This window comes from Sanguibacter sp. Z41_6 (genome assembly GCF_059621145.1).
On the sequence record NZ_JCAQIF010000001.1, the window covers coordinates 816,431 to 839,036 of the forward strand.

Annotated in this window: 21 protein-coding genes; 9 read left to right on the plus strand and 12 right to left on the minus strand. The window is 72.4% G+C overall.

What is annotated here, in order from left to right:
- Window positions 1-57: 57 nt before the first annotated feature.
- The 3 genes from AC54T1_RS03845 to AC54T1_RS03855 are packed head-to-tail and all read left to right on the plus strand — an operon-like array spanning window position 58 to window position 2,524.
- The gene (locus AC54T1_RS03845; protein WP_496911102.1) at window positions 58-1,500 is read left to right on the plus strand and encodes an AlkA N-terminal domain-containing protein; all 1,443 of its coding nucleotides are present in this window, start codon (window positions 58-60) and stop codon (window positions 1,498-1,500) included.
- Window positions 1,497-2,060 (plus strand): methylated-DNA--[protein]-cysteine S-methyltransferase, encoded by a 564-nt coding sequence (locus tag AC54T1_RS03850; RefSeq protein ID WP_496911103.1) that lies wholly within the window; start codon window positions 1,497-1,499, stop codon window positions 2,058-2,060. Before AC54T1_RS03845 ends, AC54T1_RS03850 begins: the two co-directional genes overlap by 4 nt.
- A 38-nt stretch (window positions 2,061-2,098) precedes the next feature.
- Window positions 2,099-2,524: a hypothetical protein gene (locus AC54T1_RS03855; protein ID WP_496911104.1), complete on the plus strand. Its 426-nt coding sequence runs from the start codon at window positions 2,099-2,101 to the stop codon at window positions 2,522-2,524.
- Window positions 2,525-2,562: 38 nt separating this feature from the next.
- Here the strand turns inward: AC54T1_RS03855 and AC54T1_RS03860 are convergent, their stop codons facing one another.
- The 8 genes from AC54T1_RS03860 to AC54T1_RS03895 form a co-directional block, all read right to left on the minus strand.
- The gene (locus AC54T1_RS03860; RefSeq protein WP_496911105.1) at window positions 2,563-2,838 is read right to left on the minus strand and encodes a hypothetical protein; all 276 of its coding nucleotides are present in this window, start codon (window positions 2,836-2,838) and stop codon (window positions 2,563-2,565) included.
- Window positions 2,839-3,086: 248 nt separating this feature from the next.
- The gene (locus AC54T1_RS03865; RefSeq protein WP_496911106.1) at window positions 3,087-3,770 is read right to left on the minus strand and encodes a DUF6226 family protein; all 684 of its coding nucleotides are present in this window, start codon (window positions 3,768-3,770) and stop codon (window positions 3,087-3,089) included.
- Window positions 3,771-3,778: 8 nt separating this feature from the next.
- Entirely contained in the window at window positions 3,779-4,510 is a 732-nt protein-coding gene (locus tag AC54T1_RS03870) for a class I SAM-dependent methyltransferase (protein ID WP_496911107.1), read from the minus strand.
- A gap of 47 nt (window positions 4,511-4,557) precedes the next feature.
- Window positions 4,558-5,169 (minus strand): polysaccharide deacetylase family protein, encoded by a 612-nt coding sequence (locus AC54T1_RS03875; protein ID WP_496911108.1) that lies wholly within the window; start codon window positions 5,167-5,169, stop codon window positions 4,558-4,560.
- Window positions 5,166-6,506, minus strand: coding sequence for an MFS transporter (locus tag AC54T1_RS03880; protein WP_496911109.1), 1,341 nt, complete (start codon window positions 6,504-6,506; stop codon window positions 5,166-5,168). The genes AC54T1_RS03875 and AC54T1_RS03880 overlap by 4 nt, the downstream gene beginning before the upstream one ends.
- A gap of 14 nt (window positions 6,507-6,520) precedes the next feature.
- Window positions 6,521-7,939 (minus strand): outer membrane protein assembly factor BamB family protein, encoded by a 1,419-nt coding sequence (locus tag AC54T1_RS03885; RefSeq protein ID WP_496911110.1) that lies wholly within the window; start codon window positions 7,937-7,939, stop codon window positions 6,521-6,523.
- 111 nt (window positions 7,940-8,050) lie between these two features.
- Complete coding sequence (locus AC54T1_RS03890; RefSeq protein WP_496911111.1) at window positions 8,051-8,818, minus strand: hypothetical protein; 768 nt, start codon at window positions 8,816-8,818, stop codon at window positions 8,051-8,053.
- Window positions 8,819-8,828: 10 nt separating this feature from the next.
- Window positions 8,829-9,818, minus strand: coding sequence for an acetylxylan esterase (locus tag AC54T1_RS03895; protein ID WP_484344022.1), 990 nt, complete (start codon window positions 9,816-9,818; stop codon window positions 8,829-8,831).
- 251 nt (window positions 9,819-10,069) lie between these two features.
- On the opposite strand from AC54T1_RS03895, the gene AC54T1_RS03900 reads away from it, so the two are divergent.
- Window positions 10,070-12,154: an alpha-glucuronidase gene (locus tag AC54T1_RS03900; RefSeq protein WP_496911112.1), complete on the plus strand. Its 2,085-nt coding sequence runs from the start codon at window positions 10,070-10,072 to the stop codon at window positions 12,152-12,154.
- 4 nt (window positions 12,155-12,158) lie between these two features.
- Here the strand turns inward: AC54T1_RS03900 and AC54T1_RS03905 are convergent, their stop codons facing one another.
- Entirely contained in the window at window positions 12,159-12,752 is a 594-nt protein-coding gene (locus tag AC54T1_RS03905) for an NADPH-dependent FMN reductase (protein ID WP_496911113.1), read from the minus strand.
- 213 nt (window positions 12,753-12,965) lie between these two features.
- Here AC54T1_RS03905 and AC54T1_RS03910 point away from each other — a divergent pair, with 213 nt between their 5' ends.
- From AC54T1_RS03910 to AC54T1_RS03920, 3 genes are read left to right on the plus strand one after another with little or no spacing between them, the layout of a single operon-like run.
- Window positions 12,966-14,525, plus strand: a complete 1,560-nt coding sequence (locus tag AC54T1_RS03910) for a Re/Si-specific NAD(P)(+) transhydrogenase subunit alpha (protein ID WP_496911261.1) — start codon at window positions 12,966-12,968, stop codon at window positions 14,523-14,525.
- Window positions 14,526-14,530: 5 nt separating this feature from the next.
- A complete protein-coding gene (gene pntB / locus AC54T1_RS03915; protein WP_484344025.1) occupies window positions 14,531-15,970 on the plus strand; it encodes a Re/Si-specific NAD(P)(+) transhydrogenase subunit beta in 1,440 nt (479 codons plus the stop codon).
- Window positions 15,971-16,017: 47 nt separating this feature from the next.
- Window positions 16,018-16,680, plus strand: coding sequence for a DUF998 domain-containing protein (locus AC54T1_RS03920; RefSeq protein ID WP_496911114.1), 663 nt, complete (start codon window positions 16,018-16,020; stop codon window positions 16,678-16,680).
- Here the strand turns inward: AC54T1_RS03920 and AC54T1_RS03925 are convergent.
- Entirely contained in the window at window positions 16,618-17,916 is a 1,299-nt protein-coding gene (locus tag AC54T1_RS03925) for an alpha-amylase family glycosyl hydrolase (RefSeq protein WP_496911115.1), read from the minus strand. The two genes, AC54T1_RS03920 and AC54T1_RS03925, sit on opposite strands and share 63 nt — an antisense overlap.
- Before the next feature lie 9 nt (window positions 17,917-17,925).
- Entirely contained in the window at window positions 17,926-18,909 is a 984-nt protein-coding gene (locus AC54T1_RS03930; RefSeq protein ID WP_496911116.1) for a helix-turn-helix transcriptional regulator, read from the minus strand.
- A gap of 61 nt (window positions 18,910-18,970) precedes the next feature.
- Between AC54T1_RS03930 and AC54T1_RS03935 the strand changes: the two genes are divergently transcribed.
- Both AC54T1_RS03935 and AC54T1_RS03940 read left to right on the plus strand, forming a co-directional pair.
- The gene (locus AC54T1_RS03935) at window positions 18,971-19,537 is read left to right on the plus strand and encodes a DinB family protein (protein ID WP_496911117.1); all 567 of its coding nucleotides are present in this window, start codon (window positions 18,971-18,973) and stop codon (window positions 19,535-19,537) included.
- A 44-nt stretch (window positions 19,538-19,581) separates the two neighbouring features.
- Window positions 19,582-20,118, plus strand: coding sequence for a DinB family protein (locus AC54T1_RS03940; RefSeq protein ID WP_496911118.1), 537 nt, complete (start codon window positions 19,582-19,584; stop codon window positions 20,116-20,118).
- A gap of 81 nt (window positions 20,119-20,199) precedes the next feature.
- On the opposite strand, the gene AC54T1_RS03945 is transcribed toward AC54T1_RS03940, so the two are convergent.
- Window positions 20,200-22,566: a beta-xylosidase/alpha-l-arabinosidase gene (locus AC54T1_RS03945; protein ID WP_496911119.1), complete on the minus strand. Its 2,367-nt coding sequence runs from the start codon at window positions 22,564-22,566 to the stop codon at window positions 20,200-20,202.
- Between the last annotated feature and the right edge of the window lie 40 nt (window positions 22,567-22,606).

Consider the following 22,606-nt stretch of genomic DNA (forward strand, 5'->3'; position numbering starts at 1 on the left):
CACCGCGTGGTCCGATTCCCGCCAGACGCCCCCTCGGACGTCGCGCATGATGAGGGTGTGCCCATCGCTGACCTTCTCGACGCCGACGCCTGCTACCGCGCTGCCGCGGGCCGGGACGAGCGCTGGGACGGACGGATGTACCTCGGGGTCGTCACGACGGGGATCTACTGCCGCCCGTCGTGCCCGGCGCGCACGCCGTTGCGGCGCAACTGCGTGTTCTTCCCGACGGCCGCGGCCGCCGTCGCCAGCGGGTTCCGGGCGTGCAAGCGGTGCCGGCCGGACACGCTGCCGGGGTCGCGCGACTGGGACGCCCGCGTCGACCTCACCGCGCGGGCGGTGCTGCTCATCCGCGACGGGGTGGTCGACCAGGTCGGGGTGGCGGGCCTCGCGAGGCGCCTCGCGGTGAGCGAGCGGCACCTGCACCGGGTGCTCGTCGCGGAGGTCGGCGCGACTCCCCAGCAGCTCAACCGGACCCGCCGCGCCCAGACCGCCCGGCTGCTCGTCGAGCAGACACCCCTGCCGCTCGCTGACGTCGCGTTCGCCGCAGGATTCGGCAGCGTCCGGCAGTTCAACGACGTCATGCTCGCCGAGTACGGGACCCCGCCGTCCGCGTTCCGGCGGTCTGCTGGGGAGGCCGGGCCCGCCGTCGTGCTCCAGCTGCGCTACCGGCCGCCGTTGGCTGCCGCCCCTCTGCGACGCTACCTCGCGGCGCACGCGGTCGACGGTGTGGACCGGATCGACGGGGCCACCGGGACGCACACGCGCGTCGTCCCCGGCGAGCACGGACCAGCGGTCGTCACCATCGAGTGGGGGGACGGGCACCACGTCGTCGCGCGGCTGAGGCTCGCGGACCTCGCGGACCTCATGGGCGTCGTCGCCCGCGTACGGCGCTGGCTCGACCTCGACGCCGACCCGCGCCTCGTCGACGAGGCGCTGGCTGCGGACCCGCTCCTCGCGCCCCTCGTCGCGGCGCGGCCGGGGCTGCGCCTGCCGGGTGCGATCAGCGGCACCGAGACGGCGCTGTGCGCGGTGCTCGGCCAGCAGGTGTCCCTCCGGGCGGCGCGGACGTTCGCCGGGCGGCTCGTGGCGCACCTCGGGCTGCCCGCGCCGGACGGGCTCACGCAGTTCCCGACCGCGGACGCCGTGGCCGACGCCCACCCCGAGGAGCTGCGGTCCGCGGTGGGCATCACGGCCGCACGTGGGCGGGCGTTGCAGGCACTCGCCCGCGCGATCGTCGACGGTCTCACCCTCGAACCGGGGTCCGATCGCGCCGCCGTCCGACGTGACCTGCTCGACCTGCCGGGCATCGGCCCGTGGACCGCGGACTACGTCGCGCTGCGGTGCCTGGGCGACCCCGACGCGTTCCTCCCCGGGGACCTCGTCCTCAAGCGTGCCCTCGGGGTCACGTCGAGCAACGGTGCACTCGAGCGATCGAAAGGCTGGGAGCCATGGCGGGGATACGCACTCATGCACCTGTGGACGCAGGAGGTGTTCGCATGACCGGTGACTCGGTGGCCGGGCGAGGGGCTGCGCTGCCAGAGACGACGACGAAGCCCCTCGAGACGTTCGACGCGCACCTGCCCGGGGGCGTCGTGCACGTCGTCCTGACGCCTGAGGACCAGACGGTGCGCGCCGCGGGGTACGGGGACCTCGAATCCCTGTTCGCGCGGCTCGCGCCAGGGTTGCGCGAGCGCGGTCTGGCCCCTGTCGCGCCCCGGGGTCCCGTGGCCGACGCCCTCGCCGCGTACGCCGACGGCGACGCCGACGCGCTGCTGACGATCCCCGTCGGGCAGCCCGGCGGGCCCTTCCGCACCGACGCGTGGGACGCGCTCCGGCACATCCCCGCAGGGACGACCGTGACGTACACCGAGCTCGCCGCCCTTGCCGGGCGACCGGCCGCCGTCCGGGCCGCGGCGTCGGCGTGCGCGATGAACCTCGTCGCGCCGATCGTGCCCTGCCACCGGGTCGTCCGACGCGACGGGACGCTCGGCGGCTACCTCTACGGGCTGCCGGTGAAGGAGCAGCTCCTCGCGCACGAGCAGCGGGCGGCCACAGCGTGATAGACATGGCCACTTTGGCGTGCTGATCGAGGAGCCTCATGAGCGACACGGAGTGGTACGGAGTCCGCTGGCAGTACGACTTCACACCGGAGGGAGTCGAGCGCGCGGCAGTGCTGGACGCCACCACCACCGAAGAAGGTGGCCGGTGGGCGCGCGAGATCGAGGCGCGGCTGTCGCGTGCGGGGCACGTGGTGAAGCTCGACCAGGACGAGGGTGAGGACAGCGAGGGTGACGTGGTGCTGCACGACCGGCTGACCATCGCGGTCGGCCTGGGCCACATGTCCCTGTCCTTCTTCACCGACCAGGTGTTCTGGTCGGTGGAGGTCTTCCGCGACCACGCGGACCGGGAGACGGTCGCCCGGGTCACGCGAGACGTTCTCGCGACCGTCGAGGACGTGACCGGCTACGTCCTCGAGCCTGGTGCCCTGCCACACCTCGAGGCGGAGGTCCTCGGTCGGGCGTAGCGAACGGCGACGAACCGGCTCCGGCCGTGGACGAAGGGTCAGGCGTCGGGACGCGGTCCTCCGGAGGTCAGGCGTGGGGCGATGCAGCCCGCAGATCCCGCCAGAGCGCGTGCCCGACGACGCCGGTGACGAGCGACGACGACGAGCGTCGCGCCGAGCGCGACGAGGAAGACGAGCATCAGCGCGAGCTCCAGGGGCCCGGGAGTCCCGCTCGTCTGCTCACGGTCTGCCGCGAACCCGTGCTCGATGAGCACCCCTGCGAGCAGGAGGCCCGAAGCCAGCGTCACCGCGACCATCGTCCGAGCGGGATTCATGGCGTCGACCTTCCGGAGGGTGCGGGCTCGCAGTGGCAGCGGCCGGTCCGAGGGTACTGCCTGGCGAACCGGATCAAAGACATATACATCATGACCAAGTGCGCAGGCGACCAGGAGGTTGTCAGAGGTGCCCCGCGAGGCCGTCGAGCCGCTCGTGCTCATGACCGCTCCGATCGCACCGCACATCGCCGAGGCTGGTGAACATCGTCCCCGCGTGAGCGGGAGGTCACGGCGCGTTCTACGACGCGTCAGCGGGTGGCTGGAGCGGACTGGCGGTCGCGCAGGGGCCATGGCTCCCAGCCGTCGCGGACCGGCGCGAGGCGCCGACGCAGCGCCTTCCGGTCGCGGCGGGGCATCCCGCGGAGGAAGTGCTCCCCGCTCTCCCCGCTCCCGTCGGGCTGCTCGAACGAGGAGCGGACGGCCGAGAGGAGCCCAGGCAACGTCGAGCCCCGGAACCGTTCGGTGAACCGACCCTCGACGGCGGCGAGCACGAACGACTCCATGTCTCCGACAACGTCTTCGAGCGAGTCGTCGCACGCATCGCACCCGCACCCCGGGAAGCCGGACATCCGCGTGAGGCCAGCCCGGATGTGCACGGCGGGGTGGGTGTTGACGACGAACTCCAGCGGTGCTGCCCGGGGACTCGAGGGCGTGAGCCGGGTCCGGCGCACCACGTCGAGGCCAGCCGTGGTGCTGACCGGCACGTCGTCGGGAGGCCCGTCGATCATGACGACGACGTCGTACTCCTCGACGAGGTACGCGACGAGCGCGTCCGCGACCGTGACGACGGGCGCCCATCGGTCGGGATGTTCCGCGGCGGTGTACGTGTCCTCGGGCGGGGACCCGGCCCAGCGGTGGCCGTAGTCGATCACCGCGCCGGTCGCGTCGCGGAACACGAGCGACGGAAGGGCGGGGCGGACGTAGGCGGACATGGGCCACCTCACCACGCCGAACGGCGAGCCTGGAAGACCATCAGGGGTGCGTCGTCCGAGAACGGCGTCCGGTCCCAGTCGGACCAGATGCCGTCGAGCGCGAACCCGGAAGCGTTGAGCTGCTGCTCGATGAGGTCGCGGTCGCGGAACGCGAGGGTGAGCTCCTCGACGACCTCGTCGCCGGTGTCCTCGAAGCGGTTGTAGAAGATGAGGTCGACGAGCCCGGGCTCGGACTCGGTGGCTTCCGTCCACTCGCGCAGCGGACCGCGAGCCGTCGGTCTGGTCGTCGGCTCTGCCGCGGCCCACGACTCCCACGCCCGCACCCGGGGGTTGCGGCTCTCGAACGCGAAGACTCCTCCGTCCCGGAGTGCGGCGCGGACGTCGCGCAGCGTGCGCTCCCAGGCGTCGTCGGAGGAGATGTGCTGGGCGACGTTGCCCGTCATGACGGCGTAGTCGAACGGCCCCGGGGGTGCATCGCGGCTGTCCCCGAGGATCCACTGCACGTCCGAGCCGCCCGGGCGGCCGGTGGCACGAGCGAGCATGCTGGGCGACGGATCGATGCCCACGACCGTGCGGCCGGGGCGAGCGAAGGTCACCGTGAGGATGCCGGTCCCGCAGCCGATGTCGAGGATCGAGCGCGCATCGATCTCGTCCGCGAGAGCACGGAAGTAGTCGTGATCGGGTCCGTCCGGGTTGTCCTCGTCGTAGAGCTCGACGAGGCGCGCGTCGTAGTCAGTCATCACCTGCAGCGTAGGACCCGCCCGCCTCTGTCGAACGGGCCTGACAGCTACGCGAGGACCGTGAAGGTCCACCCGTCGGCGCGCAGGCGGGGGATGAGCTGCGCGACGGCCGCGACGGTCTGGCTGCGGTCACCTCCGCCGTCGTGCAGGAGGATGACGCCGCCGGGCTCGACCGTGAGCAGGCGGCGGAGCAGCTCGTCGACGCCCGGTGGCTCCCAGTCCTCCACAGCGAGCTGCCACCCCACCGACCGCATGCCCATCTCGGCGGCCACGCCGATGGTGCGGCCCCAGTGGCCGAACGGTGCGCGGAAGAACGGGACCTGCGCGTCGGGGACGGCCGCGCGGATCGCGGCGTGCGTCCGCGCGAGGTCGGCGCGCACCGCGTCCGGTTCCCAGTCCTCGAGGTCGTCGTGCTGCCATGAGTGGTTCCCCAGGGTGTGCCCGTCGGCCACGATGCGCCGCACGATCTCGGGGTGCGCCTCGGCCTGCTGGCCGACGAGGAAGAAGACGGCGGGCACCTTCTCGCGAGCAAGGAGGTCGAGGAGCTCGACGGTGTGCGGGGGGTTGGGGCCGTCGTCGAACGTGAGGACCACGGAGCGGGCGGCGCCGTTGCCGGGGAGGGTCTCGATGACGTCGTGGGGGGAGACGGTGCTGGTCACGAGGTGGATCCTGCCCCACCGGCGAGCCGGGGTCCACCGCGGGACCACAGCACGACCGGGATGAGCAGGAGCGAGAGGACCCCACCGGCGAGGGACAGGGCCGCGTAGCTCGTGCCGGCCATGACGACACCGGACATGACACCGCCGCCTGCTCCGGCCAGGGCGACGAGGACGTCGAGGTTTCCCTGGGTGCGGGCGCGGGTGCTCAGCGGGGTGGCGTCGACGACGAGCGCCGTGCCGCTGATGAGCCCGACGTTCCATCCGAGCCCGAGCAGCGCCAGGGCGATCATGAGCTGGACCATCGAGTGCTCGGGGGCGGTCGCCGCGACGATCCCGGCGGCCAGCAGCGTGACACCCGAGGCCACCGACATGACCGTCCGGCCGAGCCGGTCCACGAGCATGCCGGTCACGAGCGAGGGGAGGAACATCGCGCCCACGTGCACGGAGATCACGACGCCGACCTCGCTCAGCCCGTGGCCGTGCGCCCGCATGTGGACCGGGGTCATGGTCATGATCGCCACCATCGCGATCTGGGTGAGGACCATGACCGTCGCGCCGACGACGACGCCCCGGTCGACGCCGACGGGCCGGTCGTCCACGGGAGCCGATGGCTCCGAGGACGAGTCGTGCTCCGACGTGGGCGCCGGCGACGAGTCCTGCGCGGCGATCGCCCGCGCCAGCAGGAAGGGGTCCGGGCGCAGCAGGACGAGCAGGACGGCCCCGGCCGCCAGGTAGGCGACGGCGGCGAGGAGGAACGGCCCCGCGAGGGCGGGGATGCCGATCGCCGCGGCGGCGTCGCCCATCGGGGTGACGAGGTTGGGCCCCGCGACGGCGCCGAGCGTCGTGGACACCATCGCCAGGCTCACGGACGTCGCGCGTCGCTCCGGTGTCGCGAGGTCGGTCCCCGCGTAGCGGGCCTGGAGGTTCGTCGCCGTCCCGGCGCCGTAGACGAGCAGGGACGCGAACAGCAGCACGAGGTTCCCGGTCACCGCAGCCGCGACGACGCCGAGCGCCCCCACACCACCGGCGACAAACCCACCGGTGAGCCCCGCCCGGCGACCGCGGCGCTGCGACGTGCGGCCCACGAGGAATGCGGTCGCGGCCGATCCGAGCGTGAACAGGGCGGTGGGCAGCCCGGCGAGCCCGTCGCTGTCGAGCATGTCCTGGGCGAGCAGCGCCCCGACCGTCACCCCGGCGGCGAGGCCGGCCCCGCCGAAGACCTGCGAGAGGATGACGACGCGCAGCGTGCGCCGGTAGAGGGCCAGCTGGCGCTCGGCTGAGGCGGCGTAGGTCGCGACGACGTCGGGCCGGATCTGCTGGGGTTCGGGCCAGCGCATGCGACCTCCGGGCGTCATGGGAGGGGGATGACCCGGTTGTCCCCGGTGATGAAGGCGTCCCCGGCGAGGTACCCGTCGCCCTCGTCGCTCCACACCTCGAGGAACGTTGTGGTGTCACCGTCCACGACGACGGAGACGGAACGGGAATGTCCCACGGCATCCGGGACGCGGCCGGTGACCGCGGTCCGATCACCGGCAGCGCTCACGCGCCAGTAGTTGAAGTCGTGGTCGGGGACGTCGATCACGACCCCGGTGATCGTGTCGAACATCGCGATGTCCCCCGTGTTCTCGATGAGCACGTGACGAGAGCCGGCCACGCTCGCCTCCGACTCGGCGTACCCGAAGTACGAGAAGTCGTCGGGGAGGGGGACGTCACGCATCTCGCCGGTGGAGGCGTCCAGGTGGACGACGCGGTCGTCCGCGAAGACCCGGATGACGCCGAACGCGTACTCAGGAGCCGAGAAGCTGACCGGGCCCCGGACGGTGGTCTGCCAGACGTCTCCGTCCGTGATCGGGTACCCGAGGAACGTCCCTCGGCTACCGTGCGGTACGACGACGTGCGTGTCCGCGACGATCGAGCTGACGCCGAGGCGGTCTGACGTGCGCGCCACCCCCGTCGTGATGTCGAGGATGCCGTCGATCTCCCAGCACTGATCCTTGGGCGCCTGGAGCACGGCCCCAGGGGTCCGGATCCACCGGTCGCGCTTGTCCCGTTCGGCCTCCGGGTAGGCGCACACCGGCGGACCGGTCCAGAGCAGCTCACCCGTCCGGATGTCCCATGCTTCGACCTGCTCGAGGCTGAGGAACGCCACCGCATCGCCGGCCACGACGAGCTGGTCGTTCCTCCCGCCCTTCGTCTCGACGAGTGTCTGACCCGTGGCGACGTCGAGGACCGACGCGCGCGCTCCGGGGTCGTCCCCGGCCCCGCGGATGTAGATGGCGTCTCCGACGACCAGCGTCGGGCCGCCGGGGTTCGGCACGGTCCAGAGGACGGCGCCGGTATCGACGTCGCGCCCGACCAGGGCGCCGTCCTCCCTGACGACGAGGACAGTCCCGAACCCGCCAGCGACCCTGCTGTCCTCGGGCGGCTCCCAGCCGCCCGTCGACCGCAACGGTCCCTCGTGGACGCTCGCGATGCCGGTGATGAGCACGGCCCCTGACACGGCGAGGAAGGTGAGCTGCTGCCGACGCGACCTCAGCCCGACCGCGGTGGCCACCGATGCGCCGACGAGCAGCAGCGCGATGAGCCAGAGCGACCACCCACGGTCCGTACGGATCGCTGTGACGCCGAGCGTGATGCCCAGCGTGAGGAGGACGACCGTGGAGCGCACACGATGCCGGATCGGCACGGGGGCGCGCAGGTCCGGATCCACCGACGGGCGTGGCGGCAGTGCTGGGAAACCCAGGAGGTATCTCGGTGTCGAGGCTGGCATCACCGGTGACAGTACCGCCACTCACGGGCGTTTTGCCCGGGCCGAACCGCAGACCATGCCTCCCGGAGCAGCAGGGCCCTCAGGCAGCGGCCCGCTGCTCTCTCGGGCCGGTCACACCGTGCGGCGCTTCTGCGACATGTGCATCGCCAGCGTCCCCACCTCGGCGCGCAACGCCCAGTTGAGGTCCTTCTCGCGGATGACGTCCCGCGCGGCGAGGTCGCGTAGCGCGCCGTGGAGGTCTCGCTGCACCGCGTCGCGGTCGGCCGGGGTGAGCCGGGCGACCTCGTCCCGCACCCGCGCGAGAGGGGCGTTGCGCGCCCGCCCGTCCTGGCCCGGCGCGCGCTTCCGGGGCCTCATGACCAGGCGCCACAGGACCCCTCCGGCGATCGAGGCGGCGACCATCACCCCGATCCAGACCGACCAGCCCGGAGGCGTCACGTCCACCCCCCGGCGCAGGGCGGCCACAGCGCTCATGCCGCCGAGCACGAAGGCCACGATGCCGACGGTCTCGGCCACGGTGTCCCGGGGCCGCCCTCGGCGGTGCCAGCTCACCATGTGCCCGACGACGACCAGGAGCGTGACCGCGAAGCACACCCCGGCGACGGGGATCGTCACGGCGGGGTCGGGGTCGGCCCGTCCGTACCGGTCCCCGATGAGTGTGGTGAACCCCCAGACCGGTGCACCGTAGACGACGGCGGCGACGAGCAGGACCGGGATCATCCACACGAGGCTGCGCCGCCGGTGGGCCCGGGCATGCGGACCCTTGGGGTCGAGGTGCACGAGCACCGACGGGTGCGGCTCGAGCGCCGCCACCTCGAGCGCCCGCCACATCTTCGGCTGTGCCTCGTGGATGCTGCTCGCCAGTCGTTGCGCGCTCACCTCCGGACCCCTAGACGCCGCTTCGCGGCGCGAGCCACGCGAGCTGTGCGAGGACCTGCTGCGCCTCGCCTCCCTCGTGGTGGTTGTACTTGTAGACGTTGATCTCCCGGTCCGGCGTGCCGCCCGTGGCGCTCGCGTAGTGGTTGTACGCCGCGAAGACGGTCGACGGCGGGCAGATGGTGTCCTGCAGACCGGTGGAGAACAGGGCGGCAGCCTGCGCACGCTTCGCGAGGTTGACGCCGTCGACGTAGGACAGGGTGCGGAAGACCTGCTCCTCCGCGTCGCGGTGGACGGCGAGGTAGCGCAGCACCTCGTTGTACGGGTCCTGGCCCGTGAGCCCCACGGCCCGTTCGAGGTGGCACATGAACGGGACGTTCGGCATGACGGCGAGCAGGTCGGGGACGAGTCCGGCGACGGCGAGCGCCAGCCCCCCGCCCTGGCTGTTGCCGGTCACGGTGACCCGCGCCGGGTCGACCCCGGGGAGTGCCCGGACGGCGTCGACCGCGCGCACGGCATCGGTGATGAGGCGCGTGAAGTAGTACGTCTCGGGGTCGGCGATGCCGCGCGTGACCATGCCGGGGGTGGCCGGGCCGGACCCGACGGGGTCGGCCGTGGCGCCGGGGGATCCGGCGCTGCCCTGGCCGCGGGAGTCCATGAGCAGGTGCGCGTACCCGGCGTTCGCCCAGGTGAGGCGCTCGCCCGGGAGGCCACGGCCGCGGCCGTAGCCCAGGTACTCGACGACGGCGGGCAGGGGGGTGTCACCGGCTCCGGCCGGGCGGGTGTACCACCCGCGGACCGGTTCTCCGTCGTGCCCGGGGAACGTCACGTCCCAGATCTCGACGAGACGCAGGTCGCTGGCGACGCGTTCGGCGCTCACGCTCTGCTCCACGGCGCGCGCCCGCCCGAGGATCTTCTCCCAGAAAGCGTCGAGGTCAGCGGGTTCCGCGACGTCCGGGCGGTAGTGCTCGAGCTCGGAGAGGGGAAGGTCGAAGAAGGCCATGCGGGCACCGTCCTTGGGGCGTGGGCAGGAGCGTCGTCGGACCGTGCGCGGCAACGTCGCCGGGCGCGGGTCCCATGAGTGCGCGGGGTCCCGCGAGTATATTTTGACCAACGGCCGTACGTAAACCTATCCTCTTCGTACCGATTGCACTGATGAGGGTGTCGAACGTACCGTCGTCCGTTCCGCGAACTTCCAGCCGGCCCGACGCCGGCGAGCACGCACCTCTCCCAACGATGCGAGGTCCGACCGTTATGACGCAGACGTCAGCTGCTGACCAGCTCTGGCTCGGGCCCACGGCCTGGGCCGCAGTCGGTTCACGACGCATCCAGATCCTCGCCCCGGACACCGCGATCGCCCGAGCGGTCCGCCAGGACGTGGACGACGCGACGCGCACGCACGGGGGGGCCGTGGTCGGCGAGGGTGCCGACGTGGACCTCGTCCTCGCCACCCTCGGCGAGGTCGGCGCCTGGCACAGCGCGCTGCCGGACGACGACCCCGACGCGACGACCGCGTCGATGCTGTGCGCGCAGCAGGACGCGGCAGAGCGCGCACCCGTGCCGGACGGCTTCCTCGTGCTGCGCCATCGTGGCGTGACGGTCGTGCTCGCCGGCGACGGCGCGGGCCTCCTCTACGGTCTGCACCACATCGTCCGCCAGGGCGAGGCGGCGTTCACGACCACGGACAGCCACGTCGAGCTCCATGAGCCGGCCCAGGAGCTGCGCATGCTCGACCACTGGGACAACATCGCGGCCGACACCCCCATGGGGCCCGTCGAGCGTGGGTACGCGGGGGCGTCGATCTTCTATGCCGACGGTCGCGTCCGCGAGGACCTCAGCCGGGTGGAGCAGTACGCGAGGGCGCTCGCGAGCATCGGCATCAACGCCGTCGGGCTCAACAACGTCAACGTCCACCCCCGCGAGGCGGAGCTCCTCACGCGTCACCTGCCCGACGTCGCCCGCATCGCGGAGATCTTCCGCGCCCGGGGGATCCGGGTGTACCTCAGCGTCGACTTCGCTGCCCCCATCACCCTGTCCGGCATGGAGACGTCGGACCCGCTCGACGAGCGTGTCCGGGCATGGTGGGCCGACGCCGTGGCCCGCGTCTACGAGGTGATCCCCGACTTCGGGGGCTTCGTCGTCAAGGCGGACTCCGAAGGGCGGCCCGGGCCGTTCGCGTACGGCCGGGACCACGCCGACGGCGCGAACATGCTCGCGCGGGCGCTGGAGCCCCACGGCGGCACGGTGTTCTGGCGCGCGTTCGTCTACAACCACACGCAGGACTGGCGGGACCGGTCCACCGACCGCGCCCGGGCGGCGTACGACCACTTCGCGCCCCTCGACGGGACGTTCGACGACAACGTCGTGCTGCAGGTGAAGTACGGTCCTCTCGACTTCCAGGTGCGCGAGCCGGTCTCCCCGGTCCTTGCGGCCATGGGCAGCACCCGCCTCGCGGTCGAGCTGCAGGTCACGCAGGAGTACACGGGGCAGCAGAAGCACGTGTGCTACCTCGGTACCCAGTGGAGCGAGATCCTCGACTTCCGGCTGTGGGGGGACGAGCGGAGCGTCGCGGACGTCGTCGGCGGCCGGGGCCGCGTCGGTGGGGGACCCCGCGGCGGCATCACGGCTGTCTCCAACGTCGGTGACGACGAGTTCTGGACCGGGCACCCGCTCGCTCAGGCCAACCTCTTCGCGTTCGGCAGGCTCGCGTGGGACGCGACGTGCGACCCCCTCGTCATCCTCGACGAGTGGATCGGCATGACGTTCGGCGACGACCCCGAGGTCCGCGCGACGCTGCACGCGGTCATGGACGACTCGTGGCAGACGTACGAGCAGTACACCGCGCCCCTCGGCGTGTGCTTCATGGTGCAGCCCAACCACCACTACGGGCCGTCCGTCGACGGGTACGAGTACTCGCCGTGGGGTACGTACCACTTCGCCGACCGGGACGGGATCGGCGTGGACCGCACGCGCGCCACCGGGACGGGGTACACCGGGCAGTACCCGCCGCCGTGGCGCGACATCTACGAGCCGGTGGACACGTGCCCGGACGAGCTCCTGCTGTTCTTCCACCACGTCCCGTACACCCACGTGCTGCACTCCGGCGCCACGGTGGTCCAGCACATCTACGACACCCACTTCGCCGGGGTCGAGCGTGTGCAGGAGATGGCCGAGGCGGTCACGACGCTCAAGGGAGGTGTGCCGGACGCGACGTTCGAGCGGTTGCAGGAGCGGCTCGCGGAGCAGCTGCGCAGCGCCACGGAGTGGCGCGACCAGGTGAACACCTACTTCTTCCGCAAGTCCGGCATCCCCGACGCGCACGGCCGCACCATCTACTGACCCCTCAGGCCCCCGCGGAGGCCGACGGCGCCGCGAACGTCCCGGCGCGGACGGCCTCCATGGCGCGCGTCCACACGACGAGCTGGTCGAGCATCGGCGTGACGGACTGCGTCGTCGGCTCGGACGGCGTGAACTGCGTGTAGTTGGTGAAGTCCGAGAACAGGGGCATGAGGACGACGTTGCGCACGTGCGCGACCTGCTGCTCGGAGAGGATGCCTCGCAGGTGCTCGACGGCGCGTGCGCCGCCCGCCGACCCGTAGCTGACGAACCCGGCAGCCTTGTTGTTGAGCTCGACGTAGAGGTAGTCGAGGGCGTTCTTCAGGGCGCCCGAGACGGAGTGGTTGTACTCGCAGACGACGAAGACATACCCGTCGAAGCCTTCCATCGCCTCGGACCACGCGCGGGTGTGCGGCTTGACGCCCTTGCCGAACGACGGCGGTGTCTCCTCGTCCCAGAGGGGCAGGTCGAAGTCGGCGATGTCGACGACCTCGAACTCGGCGTCGTCGCGCTGGGCGGCGATGGATGCCACCCAGTCGGCGACGGTACGGCTCTGTCGGCCCGGACGGATGCTGCTCGTGACGATCGCGATCCTGGTCATGGGTCCTCCGTGTGTCTGCGGTGCGCCACCCGCCCCGCTGGATACTTGAAGCGTAAATCACTTCTGCCGAGGTGTCGCGCGGGGAACCGGCCACCCGACCGGGACTCCTGACCCAGCCGGCGACGGGCGTGCCGTGGGAGGGTGCTGGGGTGGGCACGCGCAGCCGCGCTGCCACAGCACGGACCAGTGTTCGTTCGGGGAGAGGTGACGACGTTGAGGATCGGGATACCGCGGGAGAGTCGCGACGGGGAGAACCTCGTGGCGGGGACACCCAGCACCGTGGCACGGCTCGTGAAGCTCGGGTACGACGTCGTCGTCGAGACCGGGGCGGGCGCCGCGGCGAGCTTCCCCGACGACGCGTACGTCGCGTCCGGCGCCACGATCGGCACGGCAGCCGACGCCTGGGGCGCGGACGTCGTCACCGCGGTCAACGCACCGTCGAACCATGAGGTCGCGATGCTCGCCCCGGGCGCCGTCGTCGCCGCGATGATGAGCCCGGCGACGCACCCGGCGCTCCTCGACACGCTGCGGGAGCGCGGCGTGACGGCACTGGCCCTCGACGCCGTGCCGCGGATCACCCGCGCCCAGTCGCTGGACGTCCTGAGCACCCTGTCCAACATCGCGGGGTACCGCGCCGTCATCGAGGCCGCCGAGGAGTACGGCGGCATGTTCCCCGGGCAGGTCACCGCAGCGGGCAAGACCGCGCCCGCCACCGTGTTCGTCATCGGTGCTGGTGTCGCCGGTCTCGCGGCGATCGGTGCGGCCGGCAGCCTGGGCGCGGCCGTCCGGGCGTTCGACGTGCGGCCCGAGGTCGGCGAGCAGATCGAGTCGATGGGCGGAGTCTTCGTCCGGGCCGACGCCGGGCAGCAGGAGGTCAGCGCCGACGGGTACGCGAGCGAGCTCACGGCCGAGCAGGAACGCCTCACGGCGCAGATGTACGCGACAGAGACCGCGCGTGCGGACATCGTCATCACCACGGCGCTCGTCCGCGGGCAGGCGCCCGTGACCATCACCGCCGACATGGTCGCCGCGATGCACCCCGGGAGCGTCGTCGTCGACCTCGCGGCGTCCGGCGGCGGCAACTGCGAGCTCACCGTCCCGGGCAAGAAGGTCGTCTCCGACAACGGGGTCGTCGTCCTGGGGTACACGGACCTCCCGGGCCGGATGCCCCGGCACACGGCCGGGCTGTTCGGGACGAACATCGTCAACCTCCTCACGCTGCTCACCCCGGGCAAGGACGGCGTCCTCGTGCTCGACCTCGACGACCCCGTCCAGCGGGGCATGACGGTCGTGCACGCGGGGGACGTGCTCTGGCCCCCGCCCCCGGTGCAGGTCTCGGCCGCGCCCGCGGCCGCGGCCGCCGCACCGGTGGTCGACGCCGCGACCCGCGCCCGCCAGGAGGCTGAGGCCGCGGAGGTGGCACGACGTCGCGGCCAGCGCCGGGGCGTCCTCTACGCCCTCGGTGCGGTGCTCGTCGCCCTGGCCATCACGTACTCCCCGCCGGTGTTCCTCGGGCACTTCACCGTGTTCACGCTCGCGGTCGTCGTGGGGTACTACGTCATCTCCAACGTCAGCCACTCCCTGCACACCCCGCTCATGGCCCAGACGAACGCGATCTCCGGGATCATCCTCGTCGGCGCCCTGCTGCAGATCGGTGACTCCAGCTGGGTCGTCACCACGCTGGCGGTCCTCGCGGCGAGCGTCGCGTCCATCAACATCTTCGGCGGGTTCGTCGTCGCGTACCGCATGCTCGGCATGTTCCGGAAGGCGTGATCGCTGTGCTCACCTCCCTGGTCCAGGCGGCCTACCTCATCGCCGCCCTGCTCTTCGTCCTCAGCCTCGCGGGGCTCTCCGCGCAGCGCACCGCCCGGCGCGGCAACCTCCTCGGCATGGCGGGCATGGGCCTCGCGCTCGTCGCCACCGTCGTCCTCGCCGTCGAGCGTGCGGAGCGGTCCGCGATCGTCACCCTGCTGCTCATCGCCCTCGCCCTCATCATCGGGCTCGTCGTCGGCACGTGGCAGGCGCGCCGCGTGGAGATGACGCAGATGCCGGAGATGATCGCGCTCCTGCACAGCTTCGTCGGGCTCGCGGCGATGGTCGTGGGCATCAACTCCTTCGTCACCGGCAGCGGGCCGGGCGAGCACACCGACACCGTCCACCTCGTCGAGGTGTTCCTCGGCGTGCTCATCGGTGCGGTGACGCTCACGGGCTCCGTCGTCGCGTTCGCGAAGCTCTCCGGACGGATGTCCTCCAACCCGCTCATGCTCCCGGCGCGCAACGCCCTCAACCTGGCCGCCGTCCTCGTGTCCGCAGGGCTCATGGCATGGTTCCTCGCCGAGCCGTCGCTCCCGCCCCTGCTGCTCATGACGGTCGTCGCGCTGCTGCTGGGCTGGCACCTCGTGGCGTCGATCGGCGGCGGGGACATGCCCGTCGTCGTCTCGATGCTCAACTCGTACTCCGGCTGGGCTGCGGCGGCGGCCGGGTTCATGCTCGACAACAACCTGCTCATCATCGTCGGCGCCCTCGTGGGGTCCTCCGGTGCGATCCTCTCCTACATCATGTGCCGGGCGATGAACCGCTCGTTCATCAGCGTCATCCTCGGGGGCTTCGGTGCGGAGGGCGGCACGGTCGTCGCCTCGGCCGCGGTCGAGGGCACGCACCACGAGGTCACCGCGCACGACGTCGCGGAGATGCTCAGCGAGGCGCGGTCGGTCGTCATCACGCCCGGCTACGGCATGGCCGTGGCCAAGGCGCAGTACCCCGTCGCCGACCTCGTGTCGCGGTTGCGCGACGCCGGCGTGCAGGTGCGCTTCGGTGTGCACCCGGTCGCCGGGCGGCTCCCGGGGCACATGAACGTGCTGCTGGCGGAGGCGAGGGTGCCGTACGACATCGTCCTGGAGATGGACGAGATCAACGAGGACCTCGCGTCGACCGACGTCGTCCTCGTCATCGGGGCCAACGACACGGTCAACCCGGCGGCCCTCGACGACCCGGGCTCGCCCATCGCCGGGATGCCTGTCCTCGAGGTGTGGAAGGCCAAGCAGGTCGTCGTCTTCAAGCGGTCCATGGCCACCGGGTACGCCGGGGTGCAGAACCCGCTGTTCTTCCGGGACAACACCGCGATGCTGTTCGGTGACGCGAAGACCCAGGTCGACGCCATCATCGGCGCGCTGGCGGGTTCCCTGCCGGGCGCGGTCGCGGGTTCCGGGCGAGGATGACGTCGGCCGCGCACGAGCTGGCCATCACCTGAGGAGAGGCGGCGTCGGTGGCTGGACGCCGCATCATCCCGTGGTGGGCGGTGGCGTCCGCGGTCGCCGCGCCGGTCGCGATGATCGGCGGGTGGACGCTCGCCGCCGCTCAGCAGCCGTCGTTCGACGCGACGACACAGACGATCAGCGCCCTGGCCACGTCGGGCGTGCGGGCTCCGTGGATCATGGGCGCGGGGCTCGCGCTCACCGGTGTGGCGCACGTCGTCACGGCGGCCGGCCTGCGGCCGCTCCCGAGGGCGGCCCGGGTGGTGCACGCCGTCGGTGGTGTCGCGACGCTCGCGGTCGCGGCGCTCCCGAGCGACGCCTACCCGCAGCCGCACTGGATCGCGGCAGCGGTCGGGTTCGGCGCGCTCGCGCTCTGGCCGGCCCTGTCGTGGCGCCGGGAGCCGGGGGAGCGGAGCGGTCCGGTCACGTCCCGTCCCGTCGTCGCGGTCGGTGCGACCGTGGTGCTCGCCGGCCTCCTGGGCGTGTTCGCCCTCGAGCTCGCGCACGTCACGCCCACCGACGGCCGGCTGACCGGGCTGTGGGAGCGGGGCGTCGCAGGCGCCGAGGCGCTGTGGCCGCTCGTCGTCGTCGTCGCGTGGCGCCGCTGGACGTCAGGCCAGGACGGCCCAGCCGTGGGCGGGCACCGTCCAGCGGTCCCCGTCGCGCCGCGCTGAACCAGCGAGCAGCTCCGAGGGTCGACGCCCGGAGCTGCTCGCATCGACCACGACGCCCTCGTCCCCGATCGACAGTGCGACGACGACGCGGTGCTCGCCGTCGCTCACCTCGATGACGTAGCTCGTGTTCGTGAGCGTCGTGCTGCGGCTCGTCGCGGTGTGCAGCCACGGGTGGCGGCGGCGCACCGCGATGAGCTCGCGGTGCAGGGCGAGCGTCGCGGCGGCGTCGGCCGAGAGGTGGAGGTCGTCGGGGCTCGCGGGGAAGGCGGGCCGCACGGCGTCGTCGCCGCCCGCCCGCTCCTCCTTGACGCCGAGCATGCCGAGCTCGTCGCCGTAGTAGACGGACGGCGTCCCGCCGAGGAGGAACAGCAGCACGACCGCGTGCGGACGGTGCCGCGGGTCGGGGATCTGGCTGGCGATGCGCGTGACGTCGTGGTTCCCGACGAACGTGTACGGCACGAACGTCTCGAGGAAGGTGTTGTGCCGGGTCAGCGTCCAGTCGAGCTCGAAGAAGTTGGCGGAGGAGATCGAGCTCCAGATCGACTTCCACAGCTCGTACTGGGTCACGGAGTCGAGCGTCCCTTGGGTGACGAACGCGGCGTAGTCGCCGTGCAGCACCTCGCCGAGGACGTAGACGTCGGGGAACTGCTCTCGCACCCGCGCGAGGACAGGTGCCCAGAACCCGACGGGGACGGAGTAGGCGGCGTCGAGCCGCCACCCGTCGACCCCGCGCTCGAGCCAGTACGTCATGACGGCCACGACGAGCTCGGCGACGGCCGGGTTGGCGTGGTCGAGCGCGACGAGCGCGTCGTGCCCCTCGAACACCTCGAGGGCGCCGGACGCGTCGTGCCGGAAGAGGGCGTTCTCCGGTGCGGCCGGGTCGGCGAGCGCGGCCTGCAGGGGCGCGAAGGCGCGGCCGACGTGGTTGAACACACCGTCGAGGAGCACGCGGATGCCCCGCTCGTGCGCCGCGTCGACGAGGTGGACGAGGTCGGCCTCGTCGCCGAGCCGCGGGTCGACGCGGAGGTAGTCGATCGTGTCGTACCCGTGCGTGCTGGAGTCGAAGACGGGGCCGAGCGCGATGCCGTTGGCGCCGAGCGCGACGACGTGGTCGAGCCACGCCTCGAGGTGCCCGAGCCGGTGGGCGGGGGAGCGGTCCGCGCCCGTCGTGTCCGCCCCGACGAACCCGAGGGGGTAGACGTGCCACCAGATCACATGCTCGGTCCATGACTGCATGCTCCGACCCTAGCCCGGGGGCTCCGACGGGCGCCGCGGTTCGGGCGGACGCCCGGCAGCCGTCATGCGCGCGCCGAGGCGGGCGACGGCGTCGCGCAGCTCCTGCGGTTCGTGGACCTCGAAGTCGTAGCCGACGGTCCCCAGGTGGAGTGCCACGAGGTCGAGATCGTCGCCGCCCACCACGAGCACGCACGTCCCGTCCGCGCCGGGTTCGACGACACCGACGCTCGCCGGGACGCGCTCCTGGACGGCGGACGCACTCGCGTGGAAGAGGACGCGCGCGACGAAGCGGTAGGGAGTGGTCGTGATCGCGCGCTGGACGAAAGCGACGGGGTCGGGGTGCTCCCGGAGCCGGAAGCGCCACGTCGTGGGCTCGACGGCGCCCATCCTGTCGAGGCGGAACGTTCGCCAGTCCTCGCGGTCGAGGTCCCACGCCATGAGGTACCAGCGGCGTCCGGTGGCCACCAGCCGGTACGGCTCCACGCTGCGCTCGGAGCGCGATCCGTCACCGGCCGTGTAGCCGAACCACACCCGCAGGAGGTCGCGCCGGGCGCGCGCGAGACGCAGCAGGACGTCCCCGTCGACGTCCGCCCCGCTGCCCGGGACCATCGAGGTGGCACCGAGGATGGCGGCGACCTCGGACCGCAGGCGGGGCGGCATGACCTGGTCGAGCTTCGCGAGGGTCCGCAACGCGGCCTCGCTCGCGCTCGTCACAGGGCTGGCGGACGCCAGTCGCAGGGAGATGGCGACGGCGACGGCCTCGTCGTCGTCGAGCAGCAGGGGCGGGAGAGCCTTGCCGGCGCCCAGCCGGTAGCCGCCGTCCGTGCCCTGCATCGCTTCGACGGGGTACCCGAGGTCCCGCAGGCGCGTGACGTCGCGCCGGATGCTGCGCGTGGTGACGTCGAGCTCGGCCGCGAGCTGGGGTCCGGTCCACACCGTGCGGGACTGGAGCAGGCTGAGGAGACGCAGGAGCCGGTGCGCGGTCACGGACATGGAGCGATGCTCGCACACCTAGCGGACGGGAACTGTCCTGTTTCCCGGCGACGCTCGTCCTATGACCACGACACACGAGATCCGATGGAACGACCAGCTCGTCGAGCAGATCGACTGGCACTGGCGCACCCAGCTGCGCCCCCGCCTCGAGGGCCTCACCGACGAGGAGTACCTGTGGGAGCCCGTCCCCGGCTGGAGCATCCGCCCGCGCGGCACCGGCTCCGCGCCCGTCCAGGGCGGCGCAGGTGACATGACGATCGACTTCGCGATGCCCGAGCCCGAGCCCGCCCCCTTCACGACCATCGCGTGGCGGCTCGCGCACGTCATCGTCGGTGTCCTCGCCCTCCGCAACGCGGCCCACCACGGCCGGACACCCACGGACTACCTGGAGTTCGACTACGCCGCGACGGCCGACGGCGCGCTCGCCCAGCTCGACGAGGAGTACGCGCACTGGATCGCGGGCGTCCGTGCGTGGGGCGACGACGGGGTCCTGCTCCCGTGCGGACCCGCCGAGGGCGGGTTCGCCGAGGAACCCCGGGCGGCCCTCGTCCTGCACATCACCCGCGAGCTCATCCACCACGGCGCCGAGGTCGCCCTCCTGCGCGACCTCTACCTCCACCAGGACTGACCCACCGACCGAGAGGGCCCACCATGCCCGGACACGCTCCGCCCGTGCACGACGAACGCTCCGCGCTCGCGGCCTTCCTCCACCAGCAGCAGGACGCGTTCCGCATCGTCGTGCACGGCCTCACCAACGAGCAGGCCGGTCTGCGGCCCACCCCCAGCGCCCTGTCGTTGGGTGCCCTGGTCACCCACGTGACCCGGGTGCAGGAGGACTGGCTCGGTGACGCCCTCGCCGCACCGGGCCGCCGGGTCGTGGACGCCGCGGAGGGGCAGGCCGCGTACGAGGCGGCCTTCACGTGGCCCGACGATGCGAACCTCGCCGCTGCCCTCGAGGCGTTCGACGACGTCTGCGCCCGCGTGCAGGCAGCGGTCGCGACCTGCGACCTCGACACGCCCGTCCCCGTCCCGCCCGCGCCCTGGAACCCGACCGACGTCGACGCGTGGTCGGTGCGCTGGGTGTGGTTCCACCTCGTCGAGGAGCTCGCACGGCACGCCGGGCACGCGGACATCCTCCGGGAGGCCGTCGACGGCGGGACCCTCTGGCAGCTCATGGCCCAGCACGAGGGACGGCCGCAGGAGTGGTGATCCCGGCGACCTGAGCCGGGACGACGACGCCCGCACCACCCCGTGGGGCGGTGCGGGCGTCGTCGTCCCGTGGCTGGTGCGTCAGGCGGTGGTTGCGCCCTCGAGCGCAGCCTCGCGGGCGACCGTCACGTCGACGACGCGGCGGTCGGCCGTCGTGACGTCGTGCACCGCGCCCTCGAGCTGGACGGACTGCGTGAGCGACAGGTCCTCGCAGGAGGCGCCCACGGAGACGAGGATCTCGCCGGGCTCGACGACGCGCACCATCCGGCGGTCGCTGAACGCCAGACGCGTCGTGGGGACGTCGAACGTCACCTCGACGCTCTCACCCGCGGCGAGCTCCACCCGGGCGTACCCGAGCAGCTGCACGACGGGCCGCGTGATCGACGCGACCGGGTCCTGGCCGTAGAGCTGCACGACGTCGGCGCCGTCACGGTCACCGGTGTTGCGGACGGTCACCGTCGCGGTGATCGCACCGTCGGTGGGCACGGTCGTCGAGGCGAACCGCAGGTCGCTGTACTCGAACGTCGTGTACGAGAGGCCGTGGCCGAACGGCAGGACGGGCGCGGTGTCGAGGTTGCTCACCGAGCTCGCACCGCCGAGCTTCGGGCGCAGGTAGCTGTACGGCTGCGCGCCGACGGAGCGCGGCATCGTCATGGGCAGGTGGCCCGACGGGTTGATGCGGCCGCTGAGCACGGCGGCGACCGCCTGCGAGCCTTCCTGGCCCGGGAAGAACGACTGCACGACGGCCGCGCAGCGCTCGACCGCCCAGTCGACCGCGTACGGGCGGCCGGTGAGGAGCACGAGCACGACCGGCTTGCCGGTCTCCAGCAGCGCCTCGACGAGCTGGCGCTGCGCGCCCGGCAGCTCGAGGGAGTCCGCGTCGCAGCCCTCGCCCGAGGTCCCGCGGCCGAAGAGGCCGGAGAAGTCACCGACGACGGCGACGACGACGTCGGAGTCCGCGGCCGCGTCGACGGCAGCGGCGATCCCGCTCGTGTCGTCGCTGAGGATCTCGCAGCCCTGGGCGTACGCGAGCTCGGCGCCGCCCAGCTCGCGCGTGAGCGCGGTGCGCACCGACTCGACGTCGAGGCCGAGGTCGAACGACGGGTGCTGCGGCAGGACGTGCTGGGCGAAGCTGTAGCAGCCGAACAGGGCGGCGGTCGCGTCGGCGTTCGGCCCGACGAGGGCCACCTTCGGCGTCCCGGTGCCGGCCGACGCGCCAGCCAGCGGCAGCGTCCCGTCGTTCGTCAGGAGGATGACGGACTCCTCCGCGATGCGCGCGGCGAGGTCGCGGTGGGCCTGCGGGTCGAGATCGATCTCTCCGATGGCGTCCGGGTCGAACGTCGCGTCGAGCAGCCCCAGGCGCTCCTTCTGGGCGAGCACCCGGAACAGCGACCGGTCGACGAGGGCCTCGTCGAACGCACCGGCCCGGATGAGCTCCGCGAGCGGCTCGAGGTACGCGGTGCCGGTGGGCAGCTCGACGTCGATCCCGGCGGCGAGGGCCTGCGCCGCCGCCTCGCCGAGGTCGCCGGCGGTGCCGTGCAGGGTGTGCAGGAACGCCACCGAGAAGTAGTCGGCGACGACGGTCCCGGTGAAGCCCCAGCGCTCACGCAGCAGCGTCGTGAGGAGCTCACGGTCCGCGGCGACGGGGATGCCGTCGATCTCCGCGTAGGAGTTCATCACCGAGTCGACACCACCGTCGAGCACGGCCATCTCGAACGGCGGGAGGAAGACGTCCGCGATCTCGCGGGCACCGGCGTGCACGGGCGCGAGGTTGCGACCCGCGCGGGAGTTGGAGTACCCGACGAAGTGCTTGAGGGTCGCCGCGACCCCAGCGCTCTGGACACCCTGGATGTACGCGGTCGCGACGGTCCCCACGAGGTACGGGTCCTCGGAGATGCACTCCTCGACCCGGCCCCAGCGGGCGTCGCGGATGATGTCGAGCACGGGCGCGAGGCCCTGGTGGACGCCGAGGACGCGCATGGAGTCGCCGATCGCCCGGCCCATCTCCTCGACGAGCTCGGGGTGGAAGCTCGCGCCCCACGACGGCGGCGCCGGGAACGTCGTGGCCTTCCACGCGGCGAGGCCGGTGAGGCACTCCTCGTGCACCAGTGCGGGGATGCCGAGGCGGGTGTTGTTCTGCAGCCACAGCTGCTTGCGGGCGAGCGCCTTCGCCTGGTCGACCGGCTCGACGGGAACGGTGCCGAACACGCGGGTCAGCTGGCCGAGGCCGTGCGTCGCGTAGCCCTCGAGCTCGTCGATCTCGGCCTGCATGGCGTCCTGCATCGGCGCGACGTCACCGCCCTCGCCGCTGCCCCCGCGCCCCTCCCAGAGGCCGACGAGCTGCGCGAGCTTCTCCTCGAGCGTCATCTCACCCATGAGGGCGCGGACTCGTGCCTCGCCCTCGGGGGACAGCGTGGTGTTGAGCGGTGTGTGGTCAGCGATCGTCATGTGCAACCTCGTCGTTACGTGTATCGGGTGGGGTGTGGGG